Annotated in this window: 12 protein-coding genes; 10 read left to right on the plus strand and 2 right to left on the minus strand. The window is 40.7% G+C overall.

Annotated features, from left to right (window positions below):
* Positions 1-88 precede the first annotated feature (88 nt).
* From ACVWYN_RS03390 to ACVWYN_RS03400, 3 genes are all read left to right on the plus strand, one after another.
* Positions 89-1,393 (plus strand): amidohydrolase, encoded by a 1,305-nt coding sequence (locus ACVWYN_RS03390; RefSeq protein ID WP_457287414.1) that lies wholly within the window; start codon positions 89-91, stop codon positions 1,391-1,393.
* Between the two features lie 36 nt (positions 1,394-1,429).
* Positions 1,430-2,504, plus strand: a protein-coding gene (prfB, locus tag ACVWYN_RS03395; RefSeq protein ID WP_457287415.1) for a peptide chain release factor 2 whose coding sequence is annotated in 2 segments (ribosomal slippage) — positions 1,430-1,489 and positions 1,491-2,504 — 1,074 coding nt in all. Because the reading frame shifts where the segments join, the coding sequence is not laid out codon by codon here.
* Between the two features lie 2 nt (positions 2,505-2,506).
* On the plus strand, positions 2,507-3,421 hold the full coding sequence (locus tag ACVWYN_RS03400) for an alpha/beta hydrolase (RefSeq protein ID WP_457287416.1): 915 nt from the start codon (positions 2,507-2,509) through the stop codon (positions 3,419-3,421).
* On the opposite strand, the gene ACVWYN_RS03405 is transcribed toward ACVWYN_RS03400, so the two are convergent.
* A complete protein-coding gene (locus tag ACVWYN_RS03405) occupies positions 3,416-4,285 on the minus strand; it encodes a transglutaminase-like domain-containing protein (RefSeq protein ID WP_457287417.1) in 870 nt (289 codons plus the stop codon). The genes ACVWYN_RS03400 and ACVWYN_RS03405 overlap by 6 nt on opposite strands.
* A gap of 35 nt (positions 4,286-4,320) precedes the next feature.
* Here ACVWYN_RS03405 and ACVWYN_RS03410 point away from each other — a divergent pair, with 35 nt between their 5' ends.
* On the plus strand, positions 4,321-5,103 hold the full coding sequence (locus ACVWYN_RS03410; RefSeq protein WP_457287418.1) for an O-methyltransferase: 783 nt from the start codon (positions 4,321-4,323) through the stop codon (positions 5,101-5,103).
* Between the two features lie 24 nt (positions 5,104-5,127).
* Here the strand turns inward: ACVWYN_RS03410 and ACVWYN_RS03415 are convergent, their stop codons facing one another.
* Positions 5,128-6,258: a polymerase gene (locus tag ACVWYN_RS03415; RefSeq protein ID WP_457287419.1), complete on the minus strand. Its 1,131-nt coding sequence runs from the start codon at positions 6,256-6,258 to the stop codon at positions 5,128-5,130.
* A 353-nt stretch (positions 6,259-6,611) separates the two neighbouring features.
* Between ACVWYN_RS03415 and ACVWYN_RS03420 the strand changes: the two genes are divergently transcribed.
* The 6 genes from ACVWYN_RS03420 (at position 6,612) to ACVWYN_RS03445 (ending at position 14,898) form a co-directional block, all read left to right on the plus strand.
* The gene (locus ACVWYN_RS03420; protein WP_457287420.1) at positions 6,612-7,589 is read left to right on the plus strand and encodes a deoxyhypusine synthase family protein; all 978 of its coding nucleotides are present in this window, start codon (positions 6,612-6,614) and stop codon (positions 7,587-7,589) included.
* A 251-nt stretch (positions 7,590-7,840) separates the two neighbouring features.
* Positions 7,841-9,136, plus strand: coding sequence for a cytochrome c3 family protein (locus ACVWYN_RS03425; protein WP_457287421.1), 1,296 nt, complete (start codon positions 7,841-7,843; stop codon positions 9,134-9,136).
* A 46-nt stretch (positions 9,137-9,182) separates the two neighbouring features.
* Positions 9,183-12,278: a TAT-variant-translocated molybdopterin oxidoreductase gene (locus ACVWYN_RS03430; RefSeq protein WP_457287422.1), complete on the plus strand. Its 3,096-nt coding sequence runs from the start codon at positions 9,183-9,185 to the stop codon at positions 12,276-12,278.
* A 25-nt stretch (positions 12,279-12,303) separates the two neighbouring features.
* On the plus strand, positions 12,304-13,776 hold the full coding sequence (gene nrfD, locus ACVWYN_RS03435; protein ID WP_457287423.1) for an NrfD/PsrC family molybdoenzyme membrane anchor subunit: 1,473 nt from the start codon (positions 12,304-12,306) through the stop codon (positions 13,774-13,776).
* Between the two features lie 2 nt (positions 13,777-13,778).
* Positions 13,779-14,315 carry a DUF3341 domain-containing protein gene (locus tag ACVWYN_RS03440; RefSeq protein WP_457287424.1) on the plus strand — a complete coding sequence of 179 codons (537 nt, stop codon included), beginning with the start codon at positions 13,779-13,781 and terminating at the stop codon, positions 14,313-14,315.
* Entirely contained in the window at positions 14,308-14,898 is a 591-nt protein-coding gene (locus ACVWYN_RS03445) for a c-type cytochrome (protein WP_457287425.1), read from the plus strand. The genes ACVWYN_RS03440 and ACVWYN_RS03445 overlap by 8 nt, the downstream gene beginning before the upstream one ends.
* Positions 14,899-14,912: the final 14 nt, after the last annotated feature.

Genomic DNA, 14,912 nt, shown 5'->3' on the forward strand with positions numbered 1-14,912 from the left:
ATTTTATTTGATAAAGTTTGTTATTGATAATTGCTGCAGATGGAATTATCGGTCGATAATACTATATTTAACATAAAAAAGCTGGCTCATGAAAAAACTTTACTTTATCCTGTTTTTGCTCCTCTCTTATAACGCTATTGCACAGAAAAATATTTTGCGAATGGCTGTTTCAAAAAAGGCATTGTCCATAGAAGAAAAGGTGATTGCCTGGCGCAGAGACTTTCATGAGCACCCAGAACTAGGGAACAATGAAATCAGAACAGCTGGAATTGTTGCCAACCATTTGAAATCGCTGGGTATAGAAGTAAAAACAGGAGTTGCCAAAACGGGTGTAGTTGGCATACTAAAAGGAGGCAAACCCGGACCAGTTGTCGCACTAAGAGCAGACATGGATGGTTTGCCGGTTACAGAACGAGTAAACTTACCCTTTGCTTCAAAAGTTAAAGCAATTTATAACGGTCAGGAAGTTGGTGTAATGCATGCCTGCGGCCACGATACCCATGTAGCGATATTAATGGGCGTAGCAGAGGTGCTGGCCTCGATGAAAAAAGATATACCAGGTACCATTAAGTTTATTTTCCAGCCAGCAGAAGAAGGAGCGCCGGTTGGCGAAGAAGGCGGAGCTGAACTAATGGTTAAGGAAGGAGTTCTGGAGAACCCGAAAGTAGATGCAGTGTTTGGATTGCACATCAATTCTCAAACACCAGTTGGCGATATTACCTACAGGCCTGGGGGTACCATGGCTGCGGTAAATGATATGAAGATCGTCATCACCGGGAGACAGGCGCATGGCGCTTACCCCTGGAGCAGTATTGATCCTATTGTTATCTCTGCCCAAATTGTAAATAACCTGCAGACTATCGTTAGTCGCAACCTTAATTTAACAGAGAATCCGGGTGTGGTAACCATTGGAGCCATCAATGGCGGCATACGGTCTAACATTATTCCCGAGAAAGTAGAAATGCTGGGTACCATCCGTAATTTCAGTAAAGAAGATGAAGCGATGTTTATTCAGCGTGTGAAAACCATAGTTACCAAGACTGCCGAGGCTGGCGGTGCCACAGCAGACGTAAAGATTCCATACAGTGCACATTATCCGGTAACGTTTAATGATGTGGCACTTACAGAAAAGATGCTGCCTAGCTTACAGGCCAGTGCAGGTGCAGATCACGTAAAATTGAAGCCGCCGGTAACAGGAGCAGAGGATTTTTCTTTTTACCAGGAAAAGGTTCCGGGATTGTTTATTTTCCTTGGCGGCATGCCTAAAAACGGAGACCCAATAAAAGCACCGTCGCACCATACACCTGATTTCTTTATTGATGAAAGCGGCTTTACACTAGGCGTTAATACCTTATGTAATCTTGCGCTTGATTATATGCTTTTAAAGAAGTAGTATCAATAATTAACTATTTTATCTAAGTTTGTGATTATGACTAAGGAACAAATTCAGGATTTAAGAGACAGAATAGCGTCGCTGAGGAGGCATCTTTGACGTCGAAACCCGATTAGAAGATATACATGTAGAGCAGCAGATGACTTTGCAGCCTAACTTTTGGGATGACCCGAAAAAGGCGGAAGCGCATATTGCACAGATCAATTCAAAGAAAGTGTGGACGGATGCCTGGCAGGAAGTAAATAGCTTGCTGGAAGATACGCAAGTATTGTTTGATTTTTTCCAGGGTGGGGATGCTAGCGCCGATGAAATGCAAGAGCAGTTTGACCTTTGCAGGGAAGCGGTAGAGAACCTGGAGCTCAAAAACATGCTCAAGAATAAGGAAGATCAGCTTCCGGCAGTAATGCAAATTACGGCAGGTGCAGGTGGAACTGAAAGCTGCGATTGGGCAGCCATGCTGATGCGGATGTACATCATGTGGGGCGAGAAAAACGGATTTAAAGTATCAGAGCAGGATTACCAGGAAGGGGAAATTGTTGGTGTTAAGTCGGTTACCATACAGTTTGTTGGTGATTTCGCCTATGGCTATTTAAAAGGGGAAAATGGGGTACATAGATTGGTAAGGATCTCACCATTTGATTCCAACGCCAGAAGACATACCTCTTTTGCGTCTGTATATGTTTATCCGCTTGTGGATGATACGATAGAAATAGAAGTTAAAGACTCAGAAATAGAGTTTGAGACTTTTAGGTCTGGCGGTGCAGGCGGACAAAACGTTAACAAGGTTGAAACAGCAGTTAGATTATACCATAAGCCATCAGGCATTGTGATAAAGAACCAGGAATCGAGGTCTCAGCTACAAAATAAAGAGAATGCAATTCGGTTGTTAAAGTCGCAGTTATACGAAGCGGAAATTAGGAAGCGGATGGAAGCTACGGCCTTGATAGAAGGGAATAAGAAGAAAATTGAGTGGGGCTCTCAGATCAGAAGCTACGTGCTGGATGATAGGAGGGTTAAAGACCATAGAACTAACTTTCAATCTTCTAACCCTCAGGCGGTGCTTGATGGTGATTTAAATGATTTTTTAAAAGCGTATTTAATGGAGTTTTAATTATGAAATATTTCACATTGTTGGCCATGATGTTGTTTTCAGTAGCAAGCCTTAAGGCACAAGAAGTTGTAAACCTTTACAAAGGAACAGTTCCCGGATCTAAGCCTATACCGGCAGACTATATTGAAGACTCGCCAATGGGAACTGATCACATTACCAGGAGTTCTAAGGTATCTATTCCTACCATGATTGTTTATCAACCAGCAAAAGAAAAGGCTACTGGAGCAGCTGTGATTATTTGTCCGGGTGGCGGATATGGCATACTAGCTATCGATCATGAGGGATACAACATTGCAAAACGTTTTAATGAATTTGGTGTAACTGCATTTGTCTTAAAGTACCGCTTACCAAGTGATGCCATTATGAAAGATAAAACTTTTGGTCCGCTGATGGATGCACAGCAAGCCATTTATCTGGTAAGGAAAGATGCTGCAAAATGGGGGGTTAACCCCAATAAGATTGGTATTATGGGCTTTTCGGCAGGTGGCCACCTGGCATCAACCCTTACTGTTCATTACGATGATGTTAAAATAGAGAACAAAGAGAAATTGAGCCTGCGACCAGATTTTTCTATCCTGATATACCCTGTAATAACCTTTGGAGAATATACCCATCAAGGCTCATTAAACGCCTTACTTGGAAATGCACCTACCTCGGCTCAGATAGCCTACTTTTCTAATGAAGAACATGTAAACGCAAATACACCACCTACATTTTTAGTGCATGCCAATGATGATGGTGCCGTGCCTGTACAGAACAGTCTGCGCTTTGATGAAGCCCTGGTTAAGAATAAAGTAAAAGCAGAAATGCACGTTTACCAGGGTGGAGGACATGGCTTTGGATTACATAACCCTACCACATCAGATGATTGGTTTGAACGTTTGCATAATTGGATGAAGGACAATAAATTCTTATAGATCGGTATTGATCAGGATGTCCTGAAGTTCTTTCATCTCCTCTGCTTTTTCTTTAGAGCCTAGGTTTTCATAGGCGGAGATCAGATTTCTGATGACCCTTCTTATGATTTCTACATTGCTGCAGGGTGCATAAAAGCCAGGTTGAGGATCAAGGTTTAGCTGTCGGAGAAACTGATCAACATCATGCTTTCCAAAAATCGCCCCTTTGTTGAACGCGTTGATGTAAAACAGCACCCCAAATTCATGCTCTTCGCGCTTGGCTTCATCTATATAACCCAATATAAAATGCTGTGGCAGGTTTACGCCGTAAACAGGAATATCCAGTTTCTGGGCAAGTGTAGCATAAATAATAGCCAAGGAGATCTGGTTGCCTTTTTTACTTTCCATCACCTGACTCATGAAAGAGTTTTGCGGGTCCATGTGGTTCTTGGTATTGCCCGCAAAGCCGTAAACATTGTAAAAAATATGGTTAATGAGCTTTATCTTTTCAATAGAGCTCATTTCATATTGCAAGCCAATCCAGATTTCTCTCTTTATTTCTTCCAACTGAAAAATCACTTTATCTTCATCCAGGTCAGGATATTGGTAACGGTTAATAACAAGGGCACCCTGCAAAAGATCAAAGGCACCGCTTTGGTACCATAAGTTCAGATCTTCTTTTACGTTACTGAACTGAATTTTATGAACAATATTTTCAATACGTTGTTGTAAGAGCACATCTAAAGAATGTTCCCATGTATTTTCCAGAAAGTCTATGACTTCACTACCAAATTCCAACAGCCGTTCTTCAACGTGCTGGTACACTTCCTGGTCAGGATCATCTAAAAGTTTAACCAGTGCATTTATTTCTTTAACGTTTTCCATTAAACATACAAATTTGAATCCCTATTTTTGCGGCTATGGTCTTTAATTTCATTAGCGATTATCTTAAACATCGCCTTACATCAAAAAGCAGACACGGTACCCACTCACCATTCGTTTATAAGTTAGCTGATGAGGTAATTTACGATTTTAAGTCTAAAATTGATTATAAAATAATTGAAGACCAGCGAAAAAAACTTTTGAATGACGAATCTCTAGTCACCGTAACTGATTTAGGGGCAGGTTCTCACCTGAATAAGAACCGCACAAAGAAAGTACGTCAGATTGCTAAGAACGCGCTAAAGAACCCTCGACTGGCGCAGTTAATTTACCGATTGGCGAAAGACAACAATCCAAAAGGCATAATAGAGCTGGGCACATGCCTGGGTATAACTACAGCATATCTATCAAAATCATGCCCTGAAGCAGATATTGTTACCATTGAGGGATGTCCCGAAACAGCCAAAGTAGCTTATAATAATTTCAGGGAATTAGACTTGGATAATGTAGAATTACAAGTGGGTAATTTTGACTTGCTGTTACCTTCGGTAATTGAAGCGCATCCCCAATTGGATTTTGTCTATGTAGATGGCAACCATAGAAAAGATGCCACATTAAACTATTTTAAGTGGTGCCTGCCTAGAGTACATGAAGGCTCGCTCCTTATTTTCGATGACATATACTGGAGCAAAGGAATGAAGGAAGCATGGGAAGAAATCAAATCAAACCCGCAAGTAACTGTTACTGTTGATCTGTTCTGGATAGGATTGGTGTACTTTAGAAAGGGGCAGGTTAAAGAGCACTTCAAGTTAAAGTATTAAATTAATTAGCTTGTAAACAGACTGCTAAAACGCCTCCGCCAAACTGATGTAAAATCCGGTTTGGCGTTTCTCGTTTGTACGTTTTTCTCCAATACCATAATCTGCCCTTACACTTAACCCTTTTTCAGGGTCAAAGAAATATCGGCCTCCAGCCCCATAAGAGGGTTTGAAGTTTTTAACAGCCAGATCGCCATTGCCAAACACTTGTCCGCCGCCGGCAAAGGCTACAACTCCAAACCTGTTATTGTATCTGTACCGAAGCTCTGCCTGACCAGCCAAAAGGTTCCTATCCCGAAAGCGCCCTGTATAATAGCCCCGCATCATCTCATCGTTGCCCAGTTGGGGTAGCAAATAGAAAGGGGTGTTCTTGCCTTGAATAGAGTGGAATAGCGCGTTAACGCCAAGAACAAACTTTCGTGACAGCGGCCAGAAATTGCGAACGTTTGCTTTAATTAAGCTTCCTGTAAAATTTTCGCCACCGTAAAAGTCGGGCGCATATTGATAAGTAATGCGACCCATAAAACCTTTTGTTGTGTAATTGTTGGAGTTTCTGGTGTCATAGCTTTGAGAAATACCAGCATAGATTACCGAGCCGCCAGCTTTATGGATAACGGATTGATCAGTTGTAAAAATACCTCCAACAACGTTATCCTTAAAATTATAGTTTTCAAAGCCCAGTGAAATGCCCGAATAAGTATGTGCGGCCAACATCTTTTCGGCCTCCAGTACCAATTTAACTGAACCTTGAACCAATCGATCTTTATCCGCCTCGGCGGTATGGTTACCAACGCCAAAAAAATCAAATGGCATTCTTTTAAATCGGGCTTCGCCGATATAGTGATAGGCGTTCTTTTTAGTCCAGATGTCGCTTTTCAAAGAAACATTATACTGCCCTTTTGTAGAAACAGAGAGTACTGTGCTGAAGTTAGAGCTGCGATTTGCTAAGTCTGCCCGATCCAAATAAGTAGAAAAGAGTGCGCCTAAGCCAAATTCAATGCCTATTTCCTGGCTGTACCTAAAAACAGGAACTGGCATAAAACTTGCCTTTCTAGATGAATCTGTTTTGTTTGACAGGTATCGTTCAATTAATTTCTTTTGTCCAAATACGTTTGCAGCTATCAAAAAGAGGATGGTGCAAAGCGAGATTTTCTTCATTGGCCTAAAATAATGCAATTATTTAAATATAATTCCGCTGTAGCAAGATTAAGGCCATAAATAACAAATTTCAATTCTGGTATACCTTTCAATAAGGTTGGGTTAGGGAAGGGCTTTGGGTGAATGCGCATTCTGTCAACCATAGATCCGCCCTGAGTCCGCCTTTTTATTGTAAAAAGGCGGACTCAGGGCGGACTCACTGCGCAGTCATGGCGCACTCACTGTTAACCCTTCCCTACAGCATCTCTAGTTAAACCCAAGGGAGATGCCATGCGATCAGAAAGTCGTTGGTTCTGTAAAATTAGATCATGAATAATTAAATACCTATTTTTGCGCCAACAAAATTGATCAATATGAGCACAAGAGGACCAATATCCCAATTTATGGAGCGCAACTACCTCCATTTTAACGCTGCGGCAATGATGGATGCGGCTAAAGGGTACGAAACACATTTAGATGAAGGCGGTAAAATGATGATTACCCTTGCAGGTGCGATGAGTACTGCAGAATTGGGTATATCATTAGCAGAAATGATCAGACAAGATAAAGTAGCGATCATTTCATGTACTGGCGCTAACCTGGAAGAAGATATTATGAATCTTGTGGCCCATTCACACTATAAACGCGTTCCTAATTATCGTGATTTAAGTCCGCAAGACGAGTGGGACCTTTTGGAGAACCATTACAACCGCGTTACTGATACTTGTATCCCTGAGGAAGAAGCCTTTAGAAGATTGCAAAAGCACATCCATAAAATATGGAAAGATGCAGATACTGCTGGTGAGCGTTACTTTCCGCATGAGTTCATGTATAAAATGTTGCTTAGCGGAGATTTAGAGCAATACTATGAAATTGACCCTAAAAATTCATGGATGCTTGCTGCTGCTGAAAAGAACTTACCTATAGTAGTTCCAGGCTGGGAAGATTCTACAATGGGGAACATTTTTGCTTCCTATGTGATGAAGTCTGAGTTAAAAGCTACCACAGTGAAAGGCGGAATTGAATATATGGGCTGGCTAGCTGATTGGTATATTGCCAATAGTGCAGGCAAAGGAATTGGCTTTTTCCAGATAGGCGGTGGAATAGCGGGCGACTTCCCGATCTGTGTTGTACCGATGCTTTATCAGGATATGGAGATGCAGAATATACCTTTCTGGAGTTATTTTTGTCAGATTTCCGACTCGACAACTTCTTATGGTTCTTACTCAGGCGCAGTGCCTAACGAGAAGATTACCTGGGGTAAACTGGATATTCATACCCCTAAATTCATCGTAGAATCTGACGCAACAATCGTAGCGCCCCTTATGTTTGCATGGATATTAAAAATGTAATCTAAATTAACAAATAGTTCTTTTTGAAAGACCTTATCGGGAATCAGCAATTTTAAGGAAATTGCTGATTTTCGTCGTTTAAAGCATATTAAAGCATCTGTTTAGATTGATTATAAATTGTATTTACTGTCATTTCTTTGTCATTGGTAAGTTAATAAATTTTACTTTTGTGGACGTTTTGGTGGAGAACCTGGGTTCTGTCATTAAAGACGTTTAATAAGTTTTTTAAAAAATAGCATAAAATACTCATTATGAGGGATATCTCATTGATCGTTAAAAGAGTTTGGAAGTCGGCGCTTGTTATTGCGGCTCTTTCTGTTTTGACTGTTTCTGCAACACAAGCACAAGATGTAGTAGAGGGGCGGAAATTATTCAAAGAAAATTGTAGCTCTTGTCACCAGTTAACCAGCAATAGTGTAGGCCCTGCCTTAACCGCGAAGCTGAATGAGCTTGACGAGGCATTTGCCATCAAATGGATCAAGAACTGGAAAGCGTTAGTTGATGCAGGAGACAAACAGGCTATTGAAGCCACTAAGTTTTCGCCGGCAGAGATGTCATTCTTTCCAAGGTTAACTGATGTACAGATTAAAAGCATCATTGCTTATGCAAAAGCAGGTGAGCCTAAGAAAGCCGATGCAGCTGGCGGTACTGTTGCTGCAACGGATGAAGGTGTATCTGATTTTTCTGTAGCAGGTATCGTTGCGATCATTCTAATATCAATAATTGTGCTGGTTGTATTGGGTCGCGCGATCAAAATGCTAGAGCGCCTGATCCTTCAGAAACAAGGAGTTGTTATTGTAGAAGATGAAGCAATACCATTTTCAGTTGGCATTAAGGGTCTGTTTAAAAACAAGAAGTTTGTGTTTTTCTTCATCCTGTGTTTGGTGATCAGTTTGGGGTCATTTGGTTGGATGGGGATGTGGAACACCGGTGTTCATACAGGATATCAGCCAGTACAGCCGATTAAATTCTCGCATGAGCTACATGCAGGAACCAATCAGATTGATTGTCAGTATTGCCATGCCGGCGCGTTTAAATCAAAAAATGCAACTATTCCTTCTTCAAACGTATGTATGAACTGTCATAAGTCCGTACAAGCTACAGAGAAATATGATGGTCAGATTTCTCCGGAGATTCAGAAGATTTACACTGCTTTAGGTTACGATCCTGCAACGCAGACTTACGACAAATCTAAAGAGAAACCAGTAGAATGGATTCGTGTACACAACCTTCCTGATTTTGCTTACTTTAACCACTCACAACACGTTGTTGTAGCAGCGGAAGCGATTAGAAAAGAAAAAGGATTGAAACCTAATGAGCCTGTTTGTTTTGCTTGTCACGGTCCGGTTGATACCATGCCAGAGATTTATCAGTATTCTCCGTTAACCATGAAATGGTGTATCAACTGTCACAAAGACACCAAATTGGAGGTTAAAGGAAACGCGTATTACGATAAGATTATCGAAACGCATGAGAGAATCAAAAAGGGCGAAAAGATTACACCTGCAGCCCTTGGTGGTATAGAGTGTGGCAAATGTCACTATTAATAGAGTTTAGTAAAAAGAACGTTCGATAAACAGTAATAGAGCTTAAATGGAAAGCAATAAAAGATACTGGAAAGGCCTGGAAGAGTACAAAAATACTCCCGATTTTGTTGAGAATAACAAAAACGAATTTGCCGAGCCCCTTCCAATAGAAGATGTTTTAAATGAAGCAGGATTAAGTACAGTTACTCCGCGCCGCGACTTTTTGAAAGCTTTAGGCTTTGGTTTAGGTGCAGTAACACTGGCGGCGTGTCAAAGTGCCCCTGTTCATAAATCTATCCCTTACCTGATAAAGCCTGAGGAAGTAGTTCCGGGGATACCTAACTACTACGTATCAAGTTTTAATGGTCAGAGTGTGCTGGTTAAGACCAGAGAGGGTAGGCCAATTAAAATTGAACCGAATCCTAATGCAGGTGCTTTTAACCGTGGTACTGATGCGCAAGCTCAGGCTTCCGTGCTTGACCTGTATGATGTGTCTAAACTTAAGAGTCCTTTATTAAAGGATACTGCAGGTACCTTGTCTGATAGCAACTGGGCTGCAATAGATAAATTCGTTAAGGCAGAATTGACCAAGGCACAAGCTTCCGGTAAAAAAATAAGAATTGTTTCATCAACCGTTAATAGTCCTTCTACAATTGCTGTTGTTGCCGATTTTACTGCTGCATACCCTGCAACTAAACATGTACAATATGATGCCATATCTTATACCGGTATCATTAAAGCAAATGAAAATAGTTTCGGTAAATCAGTAGTTCCTAAATATAATTTCGACAAAGCTGATTTAGTGGTGAGTTTTGGTGCCGATTTTTTAGGTACCTGGATTAGCGGCGAGGAATTTACCTCACAGTATGTATCTAACCGCGACTATACCTCGTTGAAAAGCGGTAAAATGTCTCGTCATTTCCAGTTTGAAGCAGGGATGAGCTTAACGGGTACAAATGCTGATACACGAGTTCCAATTAAACTTTCTGAAGAAGGACCAGCATTAATTACCTTATATAATGCGATTACCGGTGCTGGTTTAGCTGGTGGATCATTACCGTCTAATGTAACTGCTGATAAGGCACTTAAATTAGTTGCTAAAGAACTTCTACAAAATAAGGGGAAATCATTGGTGGTTTGCGGATCAAATGATGTGTCTACCCAAATTCTGGTAAATGCAATCAACTCCGCTATAGGAAGCTACGGAACTACAATAGATCTTGACAATCCTAACAAACGTTACTCAGGTAACGATGCTGAATTTGCAGAGTTAATCAATGAGATGAACAGGGGCGAAGTTGCTGCAGTTCTTTTCCTTGACAGTAACCCTGGATATGATGTTGCCAATACGAAAGCATTTACTGATGGTCTTGCTAAAGTAGGACTGAAGATTTCTTTCTCAGACAGAAAAGATGAAACATCTACTTTATGTGATGTTGTTGCTATAAATCACAACTACCTGGAATCTTGGGGTGATGCAAGTGCTTACGAAGGAAATTACTCCATCGTACAGCCAACCATCAACCCAGTATTTAATTCTCGCCAGGCAGAAGAAAGTTTGTTAAACTGGGCTAACGCTCCAGTTAAAGAGTATTACCAATATGTACGTAACAACTGGGAATCTAAAATACTTCCTGTATTAGGAAAGACCTGGGTTGACGTTTTACAGACCGGTGTATTTGCAGGTGTTCCTAAAGCAGCGGGTACTTATACTTTTGGTTTATCGCTTGCTGCAGTGATACCTTCTATCATTAACAACAGCAAAGCATTGGCTAAAGAAGGTCAGATTGAGCTTCAGGTTTATCAAAGTATGTCGATGCGCGATGGTAAACATGCAAACAATGCGTTCCTTCAGGAGCTTCCTGATCCGGTATCTAAAGTTACCTGGGACAATTACATTGCATTGGCTCCAAAGTTTGCTGAAAAATTAGGATACAAAGAATTTGATATCGTTTCTATAAGGGATGCTAAAGGCTATACTATTGACCTTCCTGTATTGATACAACCAGGACAGGCACAAGGTACTGCATCTATTGCACTTGGATACGGACGTACAAAGGTGGGAAAAGCAGGAGATAACGTGGGTAAAAATGCTTATCCATTTGTAAGCTTTACCAATGGTACTTATAAATATGCAACTACGGTTAGCTTAACGGCGACTGGTGGTAAAGAAGAACTGGCGCAAACACAAACGCACCACTCTTTTGAAGGCAGAAATATCATTCGCGAAGCAACTTTTGCTGAATACAAAAAGAATCCTGCTGCAGGTTCAGGTAATGAGCATGCAAAACATAAATCTTACGATTTGTGGGATAAATATGAGAAGCCAGGTAACAACTGGGTAATGGCAATCGATTTGAATGCTTGTACGGGTTGCGGTTCTTGTATTGTTGCGTGTAACGTAGAAAACAACATCCCTGTTGTAGGTAAGGATGAAGTTCGCAGACGCAGAGAGATGCACTGGATTCGTATCGATCGTTATTACAGCTATAACGTAGAGGCTGATGCCCATGGTGCTGAAGGTGAGCATGGAGAACATGGTACAGGCATTAATGCAGTAACAAGAGAGAAAGAAATTGCCCATTTAGATAATATGGATAATGTTTCCGTAGTGCATCAACCAATGCTTTGTCAGCATTGTGACCATGCACCTTGTGAAACAGTTTGTCCGGTATTGGCAACAACACACTCATCAGACGGATTAAACCACATGGCTTATAACCGTTGCGTAGGTACACGTTACTGTGCAAATAATTGTCCGTACAAAGTTCGTCGCTTTAACTGGTTCAATTACTGGAATGATTCCCGTTTTGATAATTACCTGAACAATGAATTTACGCAGTTGGTGCTTAACCCTGATGTAACTACACGTTCCAGAGGTGTTATGGAAAAATGCTCTATGTGTATCCAACGTATTCAGGGCGGTAAATTAAAAGCTAAAATTGAGAAACGTCCATTAAAAGATGGTGATATCAAAATGGCTTGTCAGGAAGCTTGCTCTGCAAATGCGATCATATTTGGAGACGGTAATGATCCTAACTCGGAAGTTTCTAAAGCATTGCGTAGTGAGCGTATCTACTACGTATTGGAAGAGATCAACGTACAACCGGGTGTAGGTTATATGACAAAAATTAGAAATACAGACACAACAGTACAAGCGTAAGCTGATATTAAAGAAAATATAAATTATGTCAGGACATAAGGAATCAATATTAAGAGAGCCATTAATCACGGGTAATGATATCACGTATGCTAAGATTACGAATGATATTCTAATGCCGGTTGAGAACAAGCCCAATAAGGCATGGTGGATTGGATTTATACTTTCAGTTTGCGGTGCATCACTTTGGGTATTTGCCGTGAGTTATACCTTTTGGTTTGGTATCGGATCATGGGGTTTAAACAAAACAGTTGGATGGGCGTGGGACATTACCGGATTCGTTTGGTGGGTAGGTATAGGACATGCGGGAACACTTATTTCTGCGGTTTTGCTACTTTTTAGACAGAACTGGAGGAACTCCATTAACCGTTCTGCAGAGGCAATGACCATCTTTGCTGTAATCTGTGCAGCAACATATGTAGTATCACACATGGGTCGCCCATGGTTAGCTTACTGGGTATTGCCACTTCCAAATCAATTTGGATCACTTTGGGTAAACTTTAACTCTCCTCTTGTTTGGGATATGTTTGCCATCTCTACTTACTTCTCGGTATCATTGTTATTCTGGTATACAGGTTTATTACCTGATATTGCTACCATCCGCGACCGTGCTACTGGCATGAGACGCAGAATTTATTCGATCTTCTCTTTTGGATGGTCTGGTAATGTTAAGACCTGGCAACGTTTTGAGGCTGTGTCTCTGGTACTTGCTGGTATCTCTACTCCACTTGTACTTTCGGTACATACGATTGTATCAATGGACTTTGCAACTTCGGTTATTCCGGGATGGCATACCACCATCTTCCCTCCATACTTTGTGGCTGGTGCGATCTTCTCAGGATTTGCAATGGTATTAACGTTATTATTGGTTGCACGTAAAGTATTGGGTCTGGAAAATTATATCACCATGTTCCACATAGAATCGATGAATAAGATCATCATTTTAACTGGATCTATTGTGGGTGTGGCTTACTTGACTGAATTCTTCATTGCCTGGTATTCAGGATCTGAGTATGAACAATACGCATTTATTAATAGATCAACCGGACCATACTGGTGGGCTTACTGGATGATGATGACCTGTAACGTAGTTTCTCCACAGTTGTTTTGGTTCAAGAAGATTAGAACGAGTATACCTGCTACCTGGATTTTATCAATTGTAGTGAATATCGGTATGTGGTTTGAGCGTTTCGTAATTATCGTTACCTCATTACACCGTGATTATCTTCCTTCAAGTTGGGCAATGTTCTATCCTACCTGGATAGAAGTGAGTGTCTTTGTAGGATCTATCGGTGTATTCTTTACCTTATTCCTCCTGTTTTTAAGGGTGCTACCTTCCATTGCTATTGCAGAGGTAAAGTTACTACTGAAGAGTGCAAGTGAGCAAGCGAAGCTGGAACAAATTAAAGAAGGTCATTTGGATAAGGAATACGTTACAGAATACGTAGAATCTTTAGAAAAGTTTGATAGTGTTAAACAAGAACAATACGCAAAAATATAACAATGAGTAATATCAAATATATTTTAGGCAGTTTTGGTGATCCTGACGAAATGATGCATGGCATCGATAAGTTAAAGGAAAATAACATTGCGATTCATGATGTTTATACACCAATGCCTATTCACGGAATCGAAGCTAAGTTAGGCGTTAAAAGATCAAGGTTAGATATACTCGCATTCTTTTGCGGTATTTCCGGAACTGCAACAGCATTTTCATTGATCTATTTAACATCGGTAGTAGACTGGAGACATAATATTGGTGGTAAGCCTGCTTTGGCACTTCCCGATTTTATTCCAATTATGTTCGAGTTAACGATCTTGTTTACAGCTTTCAGTTTGGTTGGTGCTTATTACGCCTCTACACATTTGTTTCCAGGAAGAGCTCCAAGAGTGATGGACCTTAGGGCAACTGACGACAGGTTTATTATAGCTATCGATGCGCAACAAAATGCGGAGCATACATTAATTGATGGTTTATTAAAAGATGCAGGTGCTTTAGAAGTGAAGTACAATGAAAGGAAGTATGTTAGCTATGAATAAGAATAAAGTAGTTTTAGCCTCATTTTGTATACTTGCTGGTGCTGTAGTATTTTCAGCATGCAGGGATAAGCAAAGTACAGGTTTAGAATACGCAAGGAACATGTATGATCCGATTGCTTATAATCCTGATCAGGCAAATAAAAACTTCGCAAACGGACAAACTGCACAAACTCCTCCGGCAAATACATCTCCGGTAGGCTTTATTGAAACGGATACTTATCCAAACAATAAAGAGGGTTATGAAGCTGCTGGTGTTAGCCTGGTTAATGGATTGCCGGTAACTGAAAAGAACTTATTGGAAGGACAACATTTATTTGTAGTAATGTGCGGTCCATGCCATGGAGAACTAGGAAACGGACAAGGCCATCTTGTTAAAATTGAGAAGTTTTCTGGTGTTCCTTCCTTCATTGATCCGGAGAAAACTTCTTCAAGAGGAGGCAGAATGGTTGACTTAACTGCTGGTAAAATCTATCATACCATTAAATACGGTTTGAACATGATGGGATCTTATGCCTCTCAGCTAAGTCCTGAGGAAAGATGGAAAGTGGTGATGTATGTACAACAATTACAAAAAGGAAAATAGTAAAGAAGAAATAA

The sequence above is a fragment of the Pedobacter sp. UYP24 genome, from assembly GCF_054057295.1.

What these genes read in the sequence shown, in the direction of transcription:
- ACVWYN_RS03440 (WP_457287424.1), top strand. Translation starts at nt 13,779, where the DNA reads ATGAGTAATATCAAATATATTTTAGGCAGTTTTGGTGATCCTGACGAA.
- ACVWYN_RS03400 (WP_457287416.1), top strand. Translation starts at nt 2,507, where the DNA reads ATGAAATATTTCACATTGTTGGCCATGATGTTGTTTTCAGTAGCAAGC.
- ACVWYN_RS03390 (WP_457287414.1), top strand. Translation starts at nt 89, where the DNA reads ATGAAAAAACTTTACTTTATCCTGTTTTTGCTCCTCTCTTATAACGCT.
- ACVWYN_RS03420 (WP_457287420.1), top strand. Translation starts at nt 6,612, where the DNA reads ATGAGCACAAGAGGACCAATATCCCAATTTATGGAGCGCAACTACCTC.
- ACVWYN_RS03415 (WP_457287419.1), bottom strand. Translation starts at nt 6,258, where the DNA reads ATGAAGAAAATCTCGCTTTGCACCATCCTCTTTTTGATAGCTGCAAAC.
- ACVWYN_RS03405 (WP_457287417.1), bottom strand. Translation starts at nt 4,285, where the DNA reads ATGGAAAACGTTAAAGAAATAAATGCACTGGTTAAACTTTTAGATGAT.
- nrfD (WP_457287423.1), top strand. Translation starts at nt 12,304, where the DNA reads ATGTCAGGACATAAGGAATCAATATTAAGAGAGCCATTAATCACGGGT.
- ACVWYN_RS03445 (WP_457287425.1), top strand. Translation starts at nt 14,308, where the DNA reads ATGAATAAGAATAAAGTAGTTTTAGCCTCATTTTGTATACTTGCTGGT.
- ACVWYN_RS03430 (WP_457287422.1), top strand. Translation starts at nt 9,183, where the DNA reads ATGGAAAGCAATAAAAGATACTGGAAAGGCCTGGAAGAGTACAAAAAT.
- ACVWYN_RS03410 (WP_457287418.1), top strand. Translation starts at nt 4,321, where the DNA reads ATGGTCTTTAATTTCATTAGCGATTATCTTAAACATCGCCTTACATCA.
- ACVWYN_RS03425 (WP_457287421.1), top strand. Translation starts at nt 7,841, where the DNA reads ATGAGGGATATCTCATTGATCGTTAAAAGAGTTTGGAAGTCGGCGCTT.